Below are 18537 nucleotides of genomic sequence, written 5' to 3'. Positions count from 1 at the left end.
ACGTCCTCTTCTCCTGTCATCTACTTCCTAGGATATCCGAGTTAACGCGCTTTCATGCTCATCTTATTGATTCTTAATCGACCATACAAGGGCAATTTGTGACATCGCTGCCATCATTAAAATCCATGGAATCCAGCCCCCATCCAAATCACTGCCAAATGAGATTAAACAGGTAATTGAAATCACACGTCCGACATTCAAGAAAAATTCCCGAACAACCACACTTTCTACTTTCAATTGACCTTTAAGCGGCAGCTTCGCAATGAGGCCATAATAATAGCCTGTCATCGTATTCCCTTGCAGCGGTGCGAAAATAGAGTGTAAAATCATGAAACTAACAACGGTCCATACATTAACATTTCCTAGTAAAAAAGATACACCAATAAGGTAACCAAGTGTTGATATGGCTAAATAAAGACGAGCTTTACTAGCGTTTGCGTATTTAGATATAAAAAGGCCCATTACGATCGATAGACTTGAGTATAATACACCGAGATAGCCCACAATATCTTCACGCGGCATCACTTTGAAAAGCAGAATATTCGGTAAGAAAAGCATCGTCCCTTGCAGCAAACCCATTCCCAAAAATCCAAACAGCGCTTTTAACCAGTCACGTTCTTTCTTCATAATAAGACCAGTCAGCTTCAAGTAATAAACTCTATGATGTCCGCTTGAAGCTTTAATTTTCAATGAAATCAGCGCCGCTAGTAAGAACATACAGAATGCGATTGAGAAGACGATCGTGTAGCCGCTAAGCCCTTCTTTTAAACGGATAATGAACCCGGCAAGAGCCGGCCCCGCTAAGGTTGCTGCTGTGAAAAAAATCATATTAAAGGCAAGATATCGAATCCGGTTCTGTTCGTTAGACACATCATACATCAGGGTTAAATAACCTACCCAATAAAAAGCACCCGCAAGTCCATTAAAAATGGCAAATAGTATATAGTATTCGACCAGTGTCTCTTGGGCTAGAATGACGCTCAAATAAAAAAGACCTATGAGCATGATACCTAGACGATACGATACCATTCGGTCTTTCTTCTTAATCATGAGGCCGCCAAGTGCAAAGCCAATCGGTGTTAAGATGAAAACAATCATGCTGTATGTACCATTCACTACGACACTGTGCGTTAACCGCCATAAGTACAAGTTTAAGAACACGCCCGACATGGAAGCGCCAAACTGAAAAATAGAATGAATAATTAATGAAATTACGGCCTCACGAGACAATTGCTTCTCACGCGGAAGTGAATTTCCTCTGCTATGCAGCCAAGACCTGATTCTTATTATCATCATAGACCTCCAGTCTTCTTCATTGTAACAGCCTATTCGTTTTCTGTTAAACAGCAAAAAGCCTCAGCATTGGCGCTGAGGCTTTATTACTACCCATTATTGAGTTACTTCTTAAGGCTATCCCATGTTTTCTGGAATTCCTCAAGCATTTGATCCTTCGTGTACTTCTTCGCAACATAACCTTGCATAATATCGCCGAATTTTTTACTGGAAGCTTCGCCGCCTGGGAATTTGAACCAGTTCCAGCTAAGTGTTTTACCAGCTTTGCTGTAAGCGATAATGTCAGCTGCCAAAGGTCCTAGAACTTTCTCGTCAGCAGGAATGGATTTGAAAGCTGGAATGAATTTGAATTCTTCCGTGATGTATTTCTTACCTACATCAGAGCTTACCATCCAGTTCAAGAATTTCTTAGCTTCGTCTTTCACAGCAGAGTTTTTGTTGATAACCCAGTTGTTTGGTACACCAACGAACAATTTATCATTCGCTGCAGCGTCATCGCTGATCGGCATTGGCAAGAAGCCAATTTTGATGTTCGGGTTCGTTTTCGTGATTTGGACTTGTGTCCAGTTACCTTGTTGTGTCATTGCTGCTTTACCAGTAGCAAAGTCTGTTACTTGTGTATTGTAGTCGGTTTGAAGCGGATTTTTGTTACCATATTTCAATTGTAGATCAAATAGTTTCGACCATTGATTAAATACTTCGTTACCCGGAATTTTTGCTGTTCCTTTGTTCAAGCCATCAATGAAGGCATTTGGATCCTTTTGGTAAGCAAAAGGAAGGTTTACGAAGTGGTTACCTAGAACCCACCACTCGCCATAGCCAGTTTCGAAAGGTGTGATGCCTTTGGCTTGAAGCTTTTTAGCCGCATCTTCGAGTTGTGTGAGTGTTTTTGGCAATTCGGTAATGCCGGCTTGTGTAAACAAGTCTTTATTGTATTGGAAACCATAACCTTCTAGGTTCAGCGGTTGTCCATACAATTTACCGTTTTTCGTCATTGGCTCTTTTGCTACATCTACAAGATCATTAACCCATGGTTGATCCGAAAGATCTTCCAGGTTTTCGATCCATTTATCCATATCCGAGAAACCACCGTTGTTGAAAATGTCCGGTTTGTCACCCGAGTTGAACTTCGCAAGTAATGCTGCGCCGTAGTCAGCACCGCCGCCTACTGTGTCAACTTGAATTTTAACATTAGGATTTAGCTTTTGATATTCTTGAATTAATTTGCCAAGTTGATCGGCGATTTCTACCTTGAATTGGAACATTTTAATTGTAACTTGTTTACCGCCTGCAGCAGGTGTTGCTGTTGCCGCTCCACCCGTAGTTGCACTTGGCGTTGGCGCTGTTTCTTTCTTCGCGCAACCAACGGCAACTAAAGATAGTGAAAGTACAGCAGCCATACTGATCATTGTTAATTTTTTCATTAAGGTAAAGCCTCCCTTTTAAGTTTCAATCAGCTTACCCTGATAACGTCTCATTAGCTCGTCATCAGCTTACATGGTTTATTGTAAACACTTACTTAAACCCTTAACACAGAGGATATTGAACATAAAGGTGGAAGATTTTGAACATATTTGCAAAACTGTTAACCTTTTACCGAACCTGCCGTAATGCCTTCTACAATATGTCTCTGCATGGCCAAGAAGAAAATAACGATCGGCAGGACGCCAAGTGTTAGACCAGCCAAGGCCAAATCCCATTGTTTCGTATATTGACCAAAGAAGGAGAATGTAGCTAAAGGTATTGTTCTCAGATCTGGACTATTTAACACGAGTGAAGGCAATAAATAATCATTCCATATCCATAAACTGTTTAAGATAATGACTGTCGTGGACATCGGCTTTAACAGCGGGAAAACAATTCGCCAAAATACCCCATACGGCGAGCAGCCATCCACAGTGGCTGACTCTTCAATTTCAAGTGGAATGGATTTAATAAAACCATGAAACAAGAAGACGTTCAGTGAAACACCAAATCCAAAATAACAAATAATCAAACCGAACTTGCTATCCATGAGTCCAACTGCATTAGCCACACGCACAAGCGGGATCATGATGGATTGAAACGGAATAACCATGGCAGCAACGAAAGCAATAAATACAAGATTGTTGAATTTACTTGATTTGCGTACCATTCGATAAGCGGCCATGGAACTAATCAATACAAGCCCCACATTACTGAGCACTGTAATAATTAAAGAGTTCATAAACGCACTTGGGAACTTCATGATTGACCATACCTTCGTATAGTTGTCTAGATATAAGCTTGACGGAAGCTTAGCTGTGCTAGCGGCCAGTTCCGGAAATGTCTTAAGGGAGTTGACGATGACAAAGTAGAAAGGGACTAGAAATAAAAGTCCAATCAAGATGCCAAGCACCTCGAGTGTGAAAAGTCGTCCAGAGTATTTTTTGACAGATTCCATTAAACTTCAACCTCCTTGCGTTTCGTATACATGACTTGGATGGTCGAAATAATGGCCACTACAACGAAGAATACTAACGCTTTTGCTGTTCCTAAACCGTAGTTGTTATTCCGGAACGCTTCTTGATAAATATTGATGGAAACAGATTCTGTTGAGTTGAAAGGTCCGCCTTTGGTCAAGGCAAAGTTTAGATCAAACATCTTGAAGTTCCATGAAATTGTGAGGAACAAACATACCGTAACTGCCGGCATAATGAGTGGAATGATAATGTTCTTAAGTACTTGTAATCGCGTAGCTCCATCAATATAGGCCGCTTCAACCATATCTTTGGGCACATTCGAAAGCGCCGCAATATAAATGATCATTAAGTAGCCGGAACCTTGCCAAATACTAACGATGGCGATCGCCCAGAAAGCGGTTGGAGCATCACCTAACCAAGGTAGTTGGAAAAAACTTAGATTCGTTATTTCACCTAGTGTCCCGAACCCTTTGACGAAAATAAACTGCCAGATGAAACCAAGCAATAATCCACCAATAACGTTCGGCATGAAGAAAATAGTACGCAGTACATTTCTGGTTTTCAGTGCCTGTGTGAGCAAGAGCGCCAAAAGAAACCCGACAAGATTCGTGAGAATGACATCCGTCACAGTTATTCTTGTTGTAAACCAGAATGCGTTGCGATAGTCCGTGTCATGAAAAAGAAGGTGTTTGAAATTGTCTAGACCGTTGAACTTCACGGTTGTTGTCACACCATTCCACTCGGTAAATGAATAATAAATACTCATGAGAAAAGGAGTAACAACAATGAGCGCGAAAAAGATCAACGCTGGTCCGATAAACACCCATTGTTGGATAAGTCCTGCTAACCCTTTGTTGGCCTTCATGGGAATTTCCCCCTTACGATTATGTAACTATACCCTAAGTATAAAGCCCTTGTTCTTGGCAAAACACAGATTATCGTGATGCATTAGGTGGAATTTGTTGACCTCTCCTGCTACAATGTAGGGTGAAAAGTCTAAAAAGAAACCGAGTTGATACACCTTGTTCCGTCATAGTATACGCAATAAATTAATCCTTTTTCTGCTCATTGCGACCTTAGTTCCATTCACTACATCCATTGTTGTTTCTTATATATTCACCAAGGAGAAAGTCACAGAAGACACAATTACGAATAATTCGGCCCTGATATCTCAAGCAAAAATGAATTTGTTGAACTACTTAAATGGTGTTGTCCAAGCATCCACTACGATTTATACAGGTCAGTATTCATCTGTTGGTTATCTTTACGATATTCTGCAAACCGAGCGAGAAATCGACTACATGAGTGATAAGGTTATCAAAAGCGGACTGCAGGTCATGTCCCACTCGGTTAAAGAGATCAAACAAATTTATCTTTACGCCTCCGTTAGCGACCGTTCTTATTTAGCGAGCAGCGACATTCAAGGAAGCACGATCGGTAAATATGAATCTCTTCGACAGTTCCCCGAGAACAAAACCGTTTATTTTGAAACCACTCATGAAAGCCATAATTACAATATTGCACTTAATGTGTATTCTGCTCCAACCCCTGTCCTATCTATGCACCGTAAAATTATGTACTCCCCAAGTAACATCTCGATTGGTGAGCTGATCATTGATCTTCAGCTGAATCTAGTCTCAGAAATATCTCAAAGCTTATTCACCCATGACCAAGAAGAACTGTATATCCTGGATGATAAGGGGTTCATCGTGTTCGGTCCTGATGTTTCTAAATGGGGACAACCTCTTGAAGCAAGCTGGGGGAATGAAGCGATTTATAGTGATCTCCAAAAAGGTTCCTATGAATGGAAAAACGGCGCTTATGCGGGGATAAATATTTATGAAAAAATGAAAACTGACTATGTGAACTGGACGATCGTGAAGCGGCTTCCCTACGAGCAATTAACGAAAAGTGCCAGACAGTTAACGTTAATTAATTCGTTGATCCTTACTCTGTTTATGTTGATTGTCATTGCCGGAACCATTTATATCAGCATTAAATTTACAGAGCCCATCAAACAATTACTTCGTTATATTACACGCATACAAGCGGGACAAGTTCAGTTAGGCCAATTGAATGCAGATATCGAGCTCACTCGAACGGATGAAATGGGCATTCTCGCCAATCGATTCCATGGCCTGATGCAAGATTTAAATCAAATGGTCATGCGCGAATACCGCTTAGAGCTTGCAAACAAATCGAATCAGCTCATGGCACTCCAAGCCCAGATCAATCCGCATTTTCTGAATAACGCACTGCAATCTATCGGTACATTAGCTTTACAGCACGAGGCTCCAAAGATTTACGCTTTAATTTCGTATCTGGCTAAAATGATGCATTACAGTATGAACACCAACGAATCGGTTGTTCCTTTGCGTAAGGAAATTGAACATATTAAAGCTTATCTCGAGCTGCAAAAACAGCGATTCGAGCATCAATTTGAAATTATTTACGACATAGAAGAAAGTACAAAAGCAATCTCTGTACCCAAGATGATCCTTCAACCGCTTGTGGAAAATTATTTTAAGCACGGTTTTAAACCAAGTGAAATCACAGGCTTATTACGTATTCAGGCAACGATGCCTACAGATCGTGAGGATGAATATTTAAAGCTCATTATTGAGGATAATGGGATTGGTATAACAGAGGAGCGGTTGCGCGAGGTAAAAAGCCGGCTGAATGCCCCTTCCATAACCGATGCAGCCTGTATTGGACTTAGTAATGTGCTGACCCGCGTACAGCTCTATTTTACCGATGATGCAACTCTTGATATTGAACATGTACAACCACAAGGTCTTAGGATTGTCATTCACATTCCTATGAAAAGGGAGCAAACGGAATGAAAGTATTACTTGTCGATGATGAAAAGCATGTGCGCGACGCCATCCGTCTGCTAGTCAACTGGAAACAGTATGGCATAGAAACCATTTTGGAGGCCCAAGATGGTGAATCGGCTATTGATATGGTGAACACCCATCATCCTGAGATTATTATGACCGATATGATGATGCCCATTATGAATGGTGTAAAATTGCTGGAGTGGCTGCATACGCATGCTCCTGACTCGAAGACGGTCGTCATTAGCGGGCATGACGACTTCTCTCTACTTCGCCATACGTTGAAGTATGGGGGAACGGACTATATATTAAAGCCTATTGATCCCGAGCAATTAAATGAAGCGTTAGATAAAGCCATTCAGGCTTGGAATAAGGATGAGGAGCTTCGTCATACTAATCGAGAGCTAAATATTGAAATGAACCAAATTAAGCCCATGTACTGGGACAAGCTGCTATCGAACTTAATTGCCGAACCCTCCGCTTATGATCAAGCGGCCGAGCAGCTCGAGAAAGAATTTCATTTATCTCGGACAACTCGAGAATGTCGTGTTGCTATTTTATCTTTAGATACGATGGAACGCAGTGTGAAGAACAAATTCAGTCATAATCTGGATTTACTGCTCTTCTCTCTCATTAACATATGTAATGAATTCCTCGTTAACGATCAGCGCGGCTATGCATTCCGCCATTGGAACAGCGATAACGAAATTGTTTTGCTTCTATGGAAGGATCAATCTGGCTCTGAGGCATTTCTAGCTAAAATTAATGATGGGATACGCACCGCGCTTCATACCCGCGTGGACTTCGGTATCGGAAGCTCTCGCTCCTTCCCGACGGATTTAGCTTTATCCTATCAGGAAGCCCGTGATGCTCTCAGACAGCGCAATCTCAAATCCAAGGAAACTTGGATTCACAGTACATTGAAAACTGCCAAAACGATTCAGCCTGCGCTTACTTTCAGTCAATACGAGGAAAGAATTCAACTCGCTATTCGCAGTGGCAGCATAGACCAAATTCAAGAAACGGTTCAAGCATGGATGGATGCCGTCAAACTGAGTGAAGCCATTACACTCGAACAGCTTGACCATTGGTGGCGGGAGTATAGGGTGATGAAGCGCCGCTGGGTGCAGCAATTTTTCTCTAACATTAGTGAAGATCAGGTCAAACAGCTGCTCCTGGATGAGCCATCCAGTCTAATCGTTCCGTTGGATGAGTACGGGATCCTTTCTCTCTCACTGTGGCAGCAGGAACTCACTCGGAGTATTGTTCACTTATCGAAACTGCTTCTTGAGAGTCAGCAAAAGGACAAAAGCGTTATTTTTGAAATCGCCGAGTTCCTTGAGAAGCACTATCACGAAGATGTCTCTCTTCAGGATATCGCGAATCGATTCTACCTCAGCCGCGAGTACATCTCACGGAAATTCAAGCAAGAGTTCGAAGTAAATCTTTCTGAATATTTAGGTCAAATTCGCATGAGTAAAGCAAAGGTCTTGCTGCGTAATCCACATCTTCGGATTTCACAAGTAGCGGAGATGGTCGGTTACCAGGACGAGAAATATTTCAGCAAAGTTTTCAAAAAACTAGAGGGACTCACCCCAAATGAATATCGAAAAACAGCGAATTCTATCTAAAATTCTGTAAAAAATATGGAATATGTTATACTAGTAAACAGAGGTGATTTTCATGAACATGCCCATCGAGACTACGACTGCGAATTCTTTCCCTCGCGCCGCTTCGAAGGCTACCAAGGTAAGAAAGAAAACGTACGTATACTTGTTTGTGGGTTGGGTCATGCTGATCGCAATCGGAGTCGCCGCAGCTATGATGTACACAGAGCATTTGAGGCAAAAAATTGCAACCGATATCGCACAGCAAACCCAGCAACAACTGCAAGTGGTTCAACAAGACTATCAGAAGCAAGTGACCCAATTGAAAGATAGCGTTACGACAGATATGAAAGCTTTACAGACAAAAGTAGACTCACTGAATGAATTACTGGCTTTCACTAAGGACAGCGCTAACAGCAAAACCGATAACAGCAACCAGCTTTATACGCAGCTTGCCGACGTAAAGAAGAAGCTGGAAGAACTGCAAAAAAATCTGGATGTGTTAAAGTAATGAACGTAATCAGCATTCAACAAATCAACCGCGTCCTTCTACTTGCCTGCGCCCCGTTTCTGGGGATGCTGATTTGGCTGCTCTTCGTTACGGCGAACGTCCCTATCCAACCGTTGATACATAAGGCGTCTACGCCGATCTCTTTGCATCAAGAAACGCTTACGCTTGATAACTTGCTGACCAAAGCGAATAGCGACGCTGTGCAAACCAAATCCATCATTCAGCAATATTTCGAGCTTTATGAGAAAAGTGCCGCAGAAGTAGCGGCCATGCTCCAGAACGCTGCAGCACAAGCTGCCAAACCCGGGATTATCTATGATACCCGGATAACAGCCAAGCTCGGCAGCCCAATTCGACAAGCTTCATCTGGGAATATCGACTTAAAACTTTTTGCTTTGAATGAAAGCAACTATAAAGGTTATGCTCTTAAAGTAAACCTTAAGAGCGATAAGGCCATTAAACTTGTGCTTGGCAAGGATAAAATTGGCTCCAGTGAAACAACGCTGGATGCAGTCACACGTTATGGGGCTATCGCTGGTGTGAATGCAGGGGGCTTCGCCGATGATAACAAAGGCAAACGCTATCCGCTCGACACAACCATGATGAATGGGAAGTATGTGAATGGCTTCTTTCCTACCAACAACGATACAACCTTCATTGGCCTGAATAAAGACCGCAAGCTCATTGGCGGAAAGTTCAGTTCTCAGTCTGAGCTAGACAAGTTGAACCCGGTCATGGGATCTACCTTCGTTCCGGTTCTCCTGAAGAATGGTAACAAAATGTCGATTCCCTATCAGTGGCAAAGCTCACCGGCAAGAGCAGCGCGGACCATCATGGCCAACTACAAGCACGACCAGCTGTTATTTATTGTGACCGACGGTTACGACGAGAGCGGTAATTCAGGAGCAACACTAGCCGAGCTGCAGGACAAAATGCAGCAATTAGGCATTGTGGATGCGTATAACTTGGATGGGGGCGGCTCCACCACTTTAGTCATGGGGGGCAGCGTCATCAATCGCCCATCTGATGGGAAGCTTAGACCGCTAGCTACCAACTTTCTATTTTTTAAATAACCGAAATTATTCACACTTTATTCGTTTCTTTTTTTAGAATGGTTGGGTATAATAAGCCTTAACTATGCTCTAGGATCCCCAAAGCTGAGAGACTTTTAGCACGCTAAAAGATCCCAAAGCTGAGAGACTTTTAGCACGCTAAAAGATCCCAAAGCTGAGAGACTTTTAGCACGCTAAAAGATCCCTATATTAGGAGGTGCAGCAATGTTTGGTTTATCAGCAACATTTTGGCTCGTTAACACCGTTTTTCTATTATTCATCGTCGCTATGATGACGGCTTCCTATAACGAGGACAAAACAAAAGGTTTATAAACAATTGACATGCAAGAAAAAAAGCATCTGTTTTCTCCGCTAGGAGAAACGATGCTTTTTCTTTTTACTACTCTTACGCTCTAACCTTTAGCAAGTTCATTTCAGTTACACATACGCCGCAAATATAGCGTTCTTTGAATTCACTAACACTTTCCATACTTCCGCAAAACACACATTTTGGACGATATCTCTCCAGTATGATATGGTCACCCTGCACCAAAATTTCGACAGGATCTCCTTCATTCATTTGATATCGCTTTCTTAATGACTTAGGCAGTACAATACGTCCCAATTGATCGACTTTACGAACGACTCCGGCTGGTTTCATCATAGGACTTCACCTCTCTTCCGCTCACGTTTTCTATGCTCTCTACTTCATCAAGCATATCTATACGGACTGATACGGATTACTATTCGCCGTTATTTAAGAAACTCCTGCTAATAACATGCTGAAACTTTCTTTTCCTGTCAAATATGTCGGCTCAGCCCTAATATTGATAGGCCTTAAGCTCTAATCAAGACCAACGAAGCCGGTCTGCCGCAAGCCCTCATACAGCATGATCGCTGCCGAATTCGATAAATTGAGCGATCTGACCGCATCTGACATTGGCAACCGCAGCAATGTTTCGGGATGCTGTGCTAACAGTTCCTCAGGAAGTCCTTTGGTTTCTTTGCCAAAAACAAAAAAGTCTCCGTCCTGAAATGTAAAATCTGTGTAACGTTTGGTTGCCTTCGTTGTTGCAAAGAAAAAACGATGCTCTTTGTACGCCTTTAGCACCTCATCAAATGAGTCATGATACTCGAGCTTAACGGAGTGCCAATAGTCCAATCCAGCGCGCTTTAACGTCTTGTCATCTGTCTGAAAGCCTAGCGGTCTAACCAAATGGAGATATGTGCCGGTCGCTGCGCAGGTTCTGGAAATGTTGCCTGTGTTTGCAGGAATCTCAGGTTCTACTAATACAATATGAAAAGCCATCTCTGTCAAATTCACCTCATTCTCTATCCTATTATAAGCGAATACGGAATGCAATTTTACACTGGGTTAACTTTATCTTAATATCTCGATGATAGAGCGCTGTCATAATAGAGTTATCCTCGATAAAAGGAGTCCACCCATCGATGAAAAAGAAAATCCTAGTTGTTGATGACGAACCTTCCATTTCCATGCTTATAGAATTCAACTTAAAGCTTGTAGGTTTTGAAGTCCATTGCGTATTCGATGGCGAAGCTGTCTTCGATGCCATCCAAACGTTTCGCCCCGATCTCATCGTTCTCGACTTAATGCTGCCGAAGATGGACGGGTTCCAAGTGTGCCGCAAGCTTAGAAACCAGAATAACCTTGTACCCATTATTATGCTTACAGCTATGCAGGATCTCACGGATAAAATTGCCGGCTTGGATAACGGTGCTGACGATTATATGACCAAACCCTTTTCACCGCAGGAGCTCATTTCTCGTATACAGGCCATACATCGGCGAATCCAAACCTTACCGTCCTCGACAGAAAATGCGCCCATCACGATTGGCCAAATCGCCATTAAAGCCGATCAACGCGAAGTCATGGTGAATGGCTCCCCGATTGAACTTACACCTAAGGAATTCGAGCTGCTGCTCTTCCTGTGTAAACATCGCGGCAAAGTCCTTAGCAGACAGCAGCTTCTCCATGGGGTGTGGGACTATCACTTCCTCGGAGATACCCGCATCGTCGATGTGCATATTTCTCACTTGAGAGATAAAATTGAGAACAATGCACGCAACCCGGAATATATTATGACCATCAGGAACGTTGGCTATAAGCTAACTGAGCCTGTTGTGAAGGAATCGCTGGCTTAATGGCCTCTTCGCCTTTCCCCTTCCGCATCCGGCGGAGCACTAATACGAAAAATCCCCTGATAACTCAGGGGATTTTCTTTATGTACGCATATATATAAAAGGCCATCAATTATATTGCCGCTCCAACCGCCTTAAGCCAAGCTTTGGCTATTAGCGCATGTCCTGCCGGTGACGGGTGTACTCCGTCTGGTGCCCAGAAGCTGGAGGGTGCGAGCATCGAAGCCTGTGCGAATATACCGTCAAGCGGAACCAAAAGGGCACCAAATTCCCGGGCTAGTTCCCGCACGACATTAATTTTGGGATCGAGATCCTCACGCCACAGCTTGCGGTCTTCCGGCACTGGTAGTACGAATGGCTCGATCATAATCAGATTGGCCCCGAGCTCCTCTTTCGTGCGGACAAGCAGTTCCCGGTAACCTTCTTCGAATTGTTCCGCAGATGTAGGATCGTTTCGGTCATATCGTCTCCAGCAGTCGTTAATACCGATATAGATCGAAACCCAGCTCGGCTGCAATGCCGTGCAGTCCTGTTCCCAACGAGACTGCAGATCTTTCACTCGATTCCCGCTAATCCCCCGGTTCAGGAATGTGACCTGTTGTTCCGGATAAGATGAACCGAAAAGTGCTGCTGTCATCAGTGCATACCCTTTGCCCATATCAGCTGGATTTTCCCTCACCCTGCCGGCATCCGTAATACTGTCACCTTGAAATAATACGATGTCACCTTGCTTGAATGGCACTCCCATGATGCACATCCTCCTACTCTGAATTTAACCATTTTAAAATCCGTAAAGGCGCCAAGGCTTATGTCCGCCGAAATAGCGGGCAACCTTTCGCGGTGATTCCACAGGAAAGATCCGCCAGTCAGGCATCTCCGTACCTCGGGAAAGAATCGCTTCATCCCCCTTGTTCAAATCCAAAATGATTTCGTCTTCACCCGCTTCTACATAGACGGTATGCTCGGCAACTCTGGTTCCGGATATCGTCCAGTGAATTACACCGGTCCAGCCTGTCTTGATGATACACGGCTCCCCAGCCAAACTCTTCACTCGAATCATTTGGGTTTCACCATCGCGACGTACCGCGCTGATTAAGAAAGCTCCTTCGGTTCGCAAATTTTCGAAAGATGCTTCTTGCCACTCGCCCGGCACAGCTGGGAATACGCGTATCTTGCCGCCCCAGCTTTGAAGCAGCATGTCGTGGATCGCTTCTGCACCCGCGAGGGGCGTCTCGATGACAGGCCCTGCTTCTTTATACATTGTATTCGGTTTCAAGATCAACATCAACGATTGCAAATAACGCAATGCTTCATCTCCTGAGCCGAGAATAGCAGCTATTGAAGCCGCCCCAGTAAGGCTGAAGCCGCGCAAGTCGCCTTCCTTTCCGATCCAATGACGAAGCGAGGTTGCGATCAGCTTCCGGTCCTCTTCCTTATCGCAGCCGATCAAATGGAGTGGAAAAATCGCAAGCAGATGACTGAAATGTCGATGACCGTATGCTAGAGGTGTGTCTTGTCCAATCATAAACCCTGTCTCATCTACAGGTAACGGAGTCAACCTTTCCAGTACTTCCTCCCATTTCCCGGTAAGCGGATCTGCCACCGTCAGAAGCTGGCATATTTCCAAAAGAGTCTGGCAGCCCCAGCGCAGCAAAGCAAGGTCATAATGACAGTCACGTACCTTTGTTTTCATAAAAGAACCATATTCAGGTGAAATAGTAGGCGGAAGATGCAGACAGCCATCATCGCCTTCTTCAAGAATGTGAAGATAATAATTCACACTTCTGCGCAAAAGCGGAAATAAGATGGTTTTGAGCATCTCATCATCCATGCTGTACCGATACTGCCGCCACACATTATGGCAAATCCAGTTCAAATTCCCTACTTCATCATCTACTTTGGCCCGCAAATCATAGCTGCAGCTCCGACCAAGTCCTGCAGAATCATGCCTGCAGGACTCCGGAACATTGGTTATTAGATTTTCCCTGTTTTCGACTAACGCGCGAACAAGCGACATCCCTATGTCCAATCGATTTGCGGTATACACCGGTGAATAACTCATTTGCACATTCATATTGAACCAAACGCCAGGCCATGGCGTTGAAGTTAGCCATGGGCCTTGATTATCAATCAATGGATGATCTGCACGCGTGGCAGAAGCCAATTTATACATTTGTATCCAATAGAAGCTTTGGAGCCGCCCATCCGGAACCGACACGAAGCTTTGCCGATAATAGTTGTGCCACCAAAGGCGGTGAACGCCCACCCATGCATCGAAATCAACGCTAGAGGCTTGAACAACGGCATTCACCGCTTTATCAACCGCAGCTTCGTTATGCCCATTAATAACGGACATGTAGCAAACTCGGCGATTTGGCGACACATGAACTTCCTTCCAGGCTGTTACACACCCATCCTCGCCTGAATATCGCTGAATGCAAAGGTTCACGGCATCTTTAACCATTTTTTCCATATCCGTTGCAGGTATATATTGATTTAAATTAAAGCCATCTGCATTTTTCAGTACGTGATCCACTTCCGGGTAGGCATACCACGCGAACTGCGTGCCACGCTCCCCTTCTGATGTCTCCATCTCGATAGCCATAACCGGTTCCTCGCTATGGACAATAGAGCGAAGCTTTACCTCACCCCGGGTCGTCGTCAAATTAGCACGAAGCTCCGCGTTCCATAAGTCTACCCGCATGCTTGTCGGATGATAAATCATACCTTCCATCTCGAGGTCAAGCTCACCAATGGGCACGCGTGGAGGGAAGCCGGCTTTGTCGGTCCGGTTTGCCGTCACATCTGTGCGTCCTGTGACAAAACGGAGCACGTGCCGTTTCTTCGCATTTTCCTCCCCATACACCATCGCGCCGATCGAGCCATTACCAAGGAAGGCCCCTTCATCCCAACTGACTGGCTTTACAACCCATTCCATATCATTGTCGGCCATAAAATGTTCCCATTCTAAGTCATTCATTGCAAGCATCCTCCCCTATCCTTTAATCGCTCCAATCAGAGCGCCTTTAACGAAATATTTTTGGAGAAAGGGATAAACAAGCAGAATTGGCACCGTTGCCACAATAATGGTCGCGTATTTCAATGTAACCGAGAGCATGGCCGAAGCGCCGTCCGAGGCCCCTAAATTTGAGCTTGCTTCCCCTTGGAGCAAAACTTCGCGGAGGACGAGCTGCAGCGGATAGAGTGACCGGTCCTGCAAGAAAATCATCGCATTGAACCAAGAATTCCAATGACTGACACCATAATACAACAACATAACCGCAATAACCGGCATGGAAAGCGGCAAAATGATCCGGAACAAAATGACAAAGTCATTCGCGCCATCTATTTTAGCCGACTCCTCCAACGCATCCGGAATCGCTTCGAACGCGGTTTTCATCAGAATGAGATTAAATGTGTTAATCGCTTGAGGAATAATGAGCGCCCATAGCGAATCAACGAGTCCAACTCCTTTAATCGTCAAATAGAGAGGAATTAGTCCACCGCTGAAAAACATGGTAAACACGATAAACAGCAGAAGCGGTTTACGGTAGGCCAAACTTTTTCTTGATAACGCATAGGCCCCGAAAGCTGTAAGTACAATATTGAAAAACAGACCCACCAGCACAACAAAAAACGTATTCCCGTATCCTTTCAGAATCATGGGGTTTCGAAACACGTTCGTGTAAGCATCCAATGAAAATCCGAGCGGCCGCCATAAAATGCCTTTGTGCCCCATCAAAGCCCCAGCATCACTAATAGAGGCAAACGCCACATAAACGATAGGATATATCGTAATGATCATCAAGAAAGTCAAGAAAATCACATTGATAGAATCAAAGCTTTTTTCTGAAAATGTTGCCCGGTTCAGCATGATTATGCCTCCTTTCTACCATAAGCTAGTATCATTTAATTTTCGGCTTAACCAGTTGGAACAAATGAGCAGAATAAAATTGATCATCGAATTAAACAAGCCAACCGCCGAGCTGAAGCTATAATTGAAGTCTTGTAAACCAACCCGGTACACGTAAGAAGATATCACATCAGCCGTTTCATAAGTGCCTGGATTATAAAGCAAAATGATCTTTTCGAACCCGACATTCATCATTCTTCCAATCTCCAAAATGAGCAGAATGATGATCGTCGGCATTAAGCCAGGAAGCGTCACATTCATCATCTGCTTCCACCTGCCTGCGCCGTCTATTTTAGCCGCTTCATATTGCTCCTGATCAATGCCGGTCAAAGCTGCCAAAAAGATTATCGTTCCCCAACCGATATGCTGCCAGACACCTGAAGATACATAGACGGAACGAAAAAAGCTCGGTTCAAGTAAAAATGTCGTCCGTTCCCCGCCGAAAAAGACAATGATGTCATTCATTACGCCGTCGCTAACGGTGAAATCTTTGATGATGCCGCAGATGACAACTAGTGAAATGAAATGAGGCATATACGTAATGGTCTGCACCGTGCGTTTAAATAAGGCATGTCTCACTTCATTGAGAAGAAGCGCTAGTACGATTGGTGCCGGGAATCCGAACAATAGCTGATAGAAGCTGATAAGTATTGTATTTTTTATTGTTCTCCAGAAATACGGCCCAGTGAAGAATGCTTGAAAATGCTCAAAGCCTACCCAATCGCTCCCCCAAATACCAAGGCGTGGAGAAAAATCCTTAAAGGCGATAATAGCACCATACATCGGTCCATAATGGAAGATCACATAGTAAAGCAGTACGGGAAAGAGCATCACATAAAGCAGTTTATTTTTACGAATATCGATCAATATCCCTATTCGGGATCTCTTTTTCGGTATGAAGGTACTGACCGTTTCAGGACTGATTGTGTTCATTTCTCTGCTCCCTCTCTATCCTTGGGCTAATTCCTTGCAGGTGAATACAAGCCACTTACCAAAGGCTGGCTTATGATTCCGTATTCACCTGCAAGATACCCAAAAGGTGTTATCTTTTGTTATAGCGGTCAAGCGCATCCTGATAGATTTTTGTGACCTTATCGATACCCATTTCATTAATGCGTTTTACGTACTCATCGAACTTCTCGATAGGTTCCTTGCCCATAATGAATTTCACGAACATTTCTTCTTTATAGCTCGAAATCGCTGTGTTCAATTTGGCAACTTCCTTGCTTTCGTCTATTGTTGGTGTAATGAAAAGCGGCATAACATGCTTGGCTGCATCCGTTTCACCCCAAATTTTAATCGCTTCGTCCTGCTCCTTGAACGTATTGAAGCTTTTTCGGGAGTCACCTAGAAAAGGACCATTTGGCTTCGTATACTGAGATACCATTTGTTGAAGATTAAACTTCTCATTTTTGGTAATTTTCTCGCTAAATTTAGGGACATTGTTTTCCATCTTGTAGCTGTCGCCTTCAATACCGAAGTTGAACAGCAAGCTGCCTTTTTCACCATAAGCATAATCCATCCATTTAACCGCGAGCTCAGCGTTCTTTGAATCGCCTGACACGGCTTTACTGGCAACCGGATTGTACTTGAAATCACGCTGACCGATAAAAGCGCGTTCCCCTTGCTTCAAAGTCGGATATGGAGCTGCAACCAGCTGGAATTTCGGGTTTTTCTTCTTCCCGGTATCCATCCATCTGCCCATCCCACCGCTTAAAAGACCTACCGTTGCTCCCGCACTGTCACTCATTAATTTGTTGTCCAACGCTTTAGAATCCGTGTTAAGTGCAAAGTCTTTATCAAGCAGTCCTTCCGCATACCATTTACGCAGCAGAGTCAAAGCATCTTTAAACTGCGGATCGATTGGACCGTATTTCACCTTTCCTTGATCATCGATATAGAATCGATTGGCCGTTTTGAAGGCGCCAATAAATGCGTCCTGAATGTTCAGCTCGTTACTATACTGAGCCGTAAATGGTGCAGTTGCGCCTTTCTTTTCTTTGAACGCTTTTAACACGATATACCATTCATCGATCGTCTTCGGAACCTGCAGGTTCAATTCATCCAACCAGTCCTTGCGAATCATCGGTCCTCGGAATACTAACCCATTGTCGGGACGAATCATCGGAAATGCGTAATATTTGCCGCTGTCCGTTTTGATCATCCTGTCTAATTCCTTGTCCTGTTGAAGCAATTTCTTTAAATTCGGCGCATTCTTATCTATCAAATCGTTGAGCGGAAGAATGACTTTATCGGCAATCGCTTTCTCAGGTCCGCCTGGATAAGCGGCAGTCCCGCCTCCGCCCCAATTATATTCAATAACATCCGGTAATTTATTGGATGCAATCATTAGATTAAACTGCTCCTTCGATTGCCCATCAGCCGGATGTGTATACTTCACTTTCACACCGGTTTCTTTTTCAAGCTGCATGCCGAACGGCGATTCCGCCAGATTAGGAACAAAAGATGCCAAGTTGGTGTCGATCTGTTCCCAAGATGTTAACGTTTCTTGCGTACTAATTGGATACTTAGCTCCAGCCGCTGTTGGGGCAGCAGATGCTTTAGGTGAAGGCGTGCTCACACCTGCCTCTTGTTTGGAACAACCAACGAACACACTAGATGCCACTACAACGCTTAATGCCATACTAAAAGACTTCTTGTTCACATATTTCCCCATGTAAATCCCCCTCGGATGAATTGCTTCTAGGCACTTCGGTGCA

Annotated in this window: 16 protein-coding genes; 5 read left to right on the top strand and 11 right to left on the bottom strand. The window is 43.9% G+C overall.

Features of this window, described 5'->3' with window-relative positions; translation table 11 throughout:
- Window positions 1-63: 63 nt before the first annotated feature.
- From AC58U0_RS21250 to AC58U0_RS21235, 4 genes are all read right to left on the bottom strand, one after another.
- On the bottom strand, window positions 64-1293 hold the full coding sequence (locus AC58U0_RS21250) for an MFS transporter (protein WP_497380972.1): 1230 nt from the start codon (window positions 1291-1293) through the stop codon (window positions 64-66).
- Window positions 1294-1397: 104 nt separating this feature from the next.
- On the bottom strand, window positions 1398-2717 hold the full coding sequence (locus AC58U0_RS21245) for an ABC transporter substrate-binding protein (RefSeq protein ID WP_057304896.1): 1320 nt from the start codon (window positions 2715-2717) through the stop codon (window positions 1398-1400).
- A gap of 161 nt (window positions 2718-2878) precedes the next feature.
- The gene (locus AC58U0_RS21240) at window positions 2879-3715 is read right to left on the bottom strand and encodes a carbohydrate ABC transporter permease (RefSeq protein ID WP_497380970.1); all 837 of its coding nucleotides are present in this window, start codon (window positions 3713-3715) and stop codon (window positions 2879-2881) included.
- Window positions 3715-4599: a carbohydrate ABC transporter permease gene (locus AC58U0_RS21235; protein WP_057304894.1), complete on the bottom strand. Its 885-nt coding sequence runs from the start codon at window positions 4597-4599 to the stop codon at window positions 3715-3717. Before AC58U0_RS21235 ends, AC58U0_RS21240 begins: the two co-directional genes overlap by 1 nt.
- A gap of 157 nt (window positions 4600-4756) precedes the next feature.
- Between AC58U0_RS21235 and AC58U0_RS21230 the strand changes: the two genes are divergently transcribed.
- Genes AC58U0_RS21230 through AC58U0_RS21215 form a run of 4 tightly spaced genes read left to right on the top strand, consistent with a single transcriptional unit; the run spans window position 4757 to window position 9762 of the window.
- Window positions 4757-6577 (top strand): sensor histidine kinase, encoded by a 1821-nt coding sequence (locus tag AC58U0_RS21230; protein WP_497380968.1) that lies wholly within the window; start codon window positions 4757-4759, stop codon window positions 6575-6577.
- On the top strand, window positions 6574-8202 hold the full coding sequence (locus AC58U0_RS21225) for a response regulator (protein WP_497380967.1): 1629 nt from the start codon (window positions 6574-6576) through the stop codon (window positions 8200-8202). The genes AC58U0_RS21230 and AC58U0_RS21225 overlap by 4 nt, the downstream gene beginning before the upstream one ends.
- 52 nt (window positions 8203-8254) lie before the next feature.
- Window positions 8255-8689 (top strand): hypothetical protein, encoded by a 435-nt coding sequence (locus AC58U0_RS21220; RefSeq protein WP_047677233.1) that lies wholly within the window; start codon window positions 8255-8257, stop codon window positions 8687-8689.
- A complete protein-coding gene (locus tag AC58U0_RS21215; RefSeq protein ID WP_497380966.1) occupies window positions 8689-9762 on the top strand; it encodes a phosphodiester glycosidase family protein in 1074 nt (357 codons plus the stop codon). The genes AC58U0_RS21220 and AC58U0_RS21215 overlap by 1 nt, the downstream gene beginning before the upstream one ends.
- Before the next feature lie 385 nt (window positions 9763-10147).
- Here AC58U0_RS21215 and AC58U0_RS21210 read toward each other — a convergent pair whose 3' ends face one another.
- On the bottom strand, window positions 10148-10402 hold the full coding sequence (locus AC58U0_RS21210; protein WP_047677456.1) for an AbrB/MazE/SpoVT family DNA-binding domain-containing protein: 255 nt from the start codon (window positions 10400-10402) through the stop codon (window positions 10148-10150).
- Window positions 10403-10585: 183 nt separating this feature from the next.
- Complete coding sequence (gene trmL, locus AC58U0_RS21205) at window positions 10586-11050, bottom strand: tRNA (uridine(34)/cytosine(34)/5-carboxymethylaminomethyluridine(34)-2'-O)-methyltransferase TrmL (RefSeq protein WP_497380965.1); 465 nt, start codon at window positions 11048-11050, stop codon at window positions 10586-10588.
- 143 nt (window positions 11051-11193) lie between these two features.
- Here trmL and AC58U0_RS21200 point away from each other — a divergent pair, with 143 nt between their 5' ends.
- Complete coding sequence (locus tag AC58U0_RS21200; RefSeq protein ID WP_047677301.1) at window positions 11194-11907, top strand: response regulator transcription factor; 714 nt, start codon at window positions 11194-11196, stop codon at window positions 11905-11907.
- Window positions 11908-12016: 109 nt separating this feature from the next.
- On the opposite strand, the gene AC58U0_RS21195 is transcribed toward AC58U0_RS21200, so the two are convergent.
- From AC58U0_RS21195 to AC58U0_RS21175, 5 genes are all read right to left on the bottom strand, one after another.
- Window positions 12017-12652 (bottom strand): SGNH/GDSL hydrolase family protein, encoded by a 636-nt coding sequence (locus AC58U0_RS21195; protein ID WP_497380963.1) that lies wholly within the window; start codon window positions 12650-12652, stop codon window positions 12017-12019.
- Window positions 12653-12685: 33 nt separating this feature from the next.
- Entirely contained in the window at window positions 12686-14884 is a 2199-nt protein-coding gene (locus tag AC58U0_RS21190; protein ID WP_497380962.1) for a glycosyl hydrolase family 95 catalytic domain-containing protein, read from the bottom strand.
- A gap of 15 nt (window positions 14885-14899) precedes the next feature.
- Window positions 14900-15778: a carbohydrate ABC transporter permease gene (locus AC58U0_RS21185; RefSeq protein WP_497380961.1), complete on the bottom strand. Its 879-nt coding sequence runs from the start codon at window positions 15776-15778 to the stop codon at window positions 14900-14902.
- 15 nt (window positions 15779-15793) lie between these two features.
- Window positions 15794-16750, bottom strand: coding sequence for an ABC transporter permease (locus AC58U0_RS21180; RefSeq protein ID WP_497380960.1), 957 nt, complete (start codon window positions 16748-16750; stop codon window positions 15794-15796).
- Between the two features lie 109 nt (window positions 16751-16859).
- Complete coding sequence (locus AC58U0_RS21175; RefSeq protein WP_497380959.1) at window positions 16860-18494, bottom strand: extracellular solute-binding protein; 1635 nt, start codon at window positions 18492-18494, stop codon at window positions 16860-16862.
- Window positions 18495-18537: the final 43 nt, after the last annotated feature.

The organism is Paenibacillus sp. J31P190 (assembly GCF_059692075.1).
This window is presented reverse-complemented; position numbering and strand designations above follow the sequence as displayed.

What these genes read in the sequence shown, in the direction of transcription:
- AC58U0_RS21250 (WP_497380972.1), bottom strand. Translation starts at nt 1,293, where the DNA reads ATGATAATAAGAATCAGGTCTTGGCTGCATAGCAGAGGAAATTCACTT.
- AC58U0_RS21245 (WP_057304896.1), bottom strand. Translation starts at nt 2,717, where the DNA reads ATGAAAAAATTAACAATGATCAGTATGGCTGCTGTACTTTCACTATCT.
- AC58U0_RS21240 (WP_497380970.1), bottom strand. Translation starts at nt 3,715, where the DNA reads ATGGAATCTGTCAAAAAATACTCTGGACGACTTTTCACACTCGAGGTG.
- AC58U0_RS21235 (WP_057304894.1), bottom strand. Translation starts at nt 4,599, where the DNA reads ATGAAGGCCAACAAAGGGTTAGCAGGACTTATCCAACAATGGGTGTTT.
- AC58U0_RS21225 (WP_497380967.1), top strand. Translation starts at nt 6,574, where the DNA reads ATGAAAGTATTACTTGTCGATGATGAAAAGCATGTGCGCGACGCCATC.
- AC58U0_RS21220 (WP_047677233.1), top strand. Translation starts at nt 8,255, where the DNA reads ATGAACATGCCCATCGAGACTACGACTGCGAATTCTTTCCCTCGCGCC.
- AC58U0_RS21215 (WP_497380966.1), top strand. Translation starts at nt 8,689, where the DNA reads ATGAACGTAATCAGCATTCAACAAATCAACCGCGTCCTTCTACTTGCC.
- AC58U0_RS21210 (WP_047677456.1), bottom strand. Translation starts at nt 10,402, where the DNA reads ATGAAACCAGCCGGAGTCGTTCGTAAAGTCGATCAATTGGGACGTATT.
- trmL (WP_497380965.1), bottom strand. Translation starts at nt 11,050, where the DNA reads ATGGCTTTTCATATTGTATTAGTAGAACCTGAGATTCCTGCAAACACA.
- AC58U0_RS21200 (WP_047677301.1), top strand. Translation starts at nt 11,194, where the DNA reads ATGAAAAAGAAAATCCTAGTTGTTGATGACGAACCTTCCATTTCCATG.
- AC58U0_RS21195 (WP_497380963.1), bottom strand. Translation starts at nt 12,652, where the DNA reads ATGGGAGTGCCATTCAAGCAAGGTGACATCGTATTATTTCAAGGTGAC.
- AC58U0_RS21190 (WP_497380962.1), bottom strand. Translation starts at nt 14,884, where the DNA reads ATGAATGACTTAGAATGGGAACATTTTATGGCCGACAATGATATGGAA.
- AC58U0_RS21185 (WP_497380961.1), bottom strand. Translation starts at nt 15,778, where the DNA reads ATGCTGAACCGGGCAACATTTTCAGAAAAAAGCTTTGATTCTATCAAT.
- AC58U0_RS21180 (WP_497380960.1), bottom strand. Translation starts at nt 16,750, where the DNA reads ATGAACACAATCAGTCCTGAAACGGTCAGTACCTTCATACCGAAAAAG.
- AC58U0_RS21175 (WP_497380959.1), bottom strand. Translation starts at nt 18,494, where the DNA reads ATGGGGAAATATGTGAACAAGAAGTCTTTTAGTATGGCATTAAGCGTT.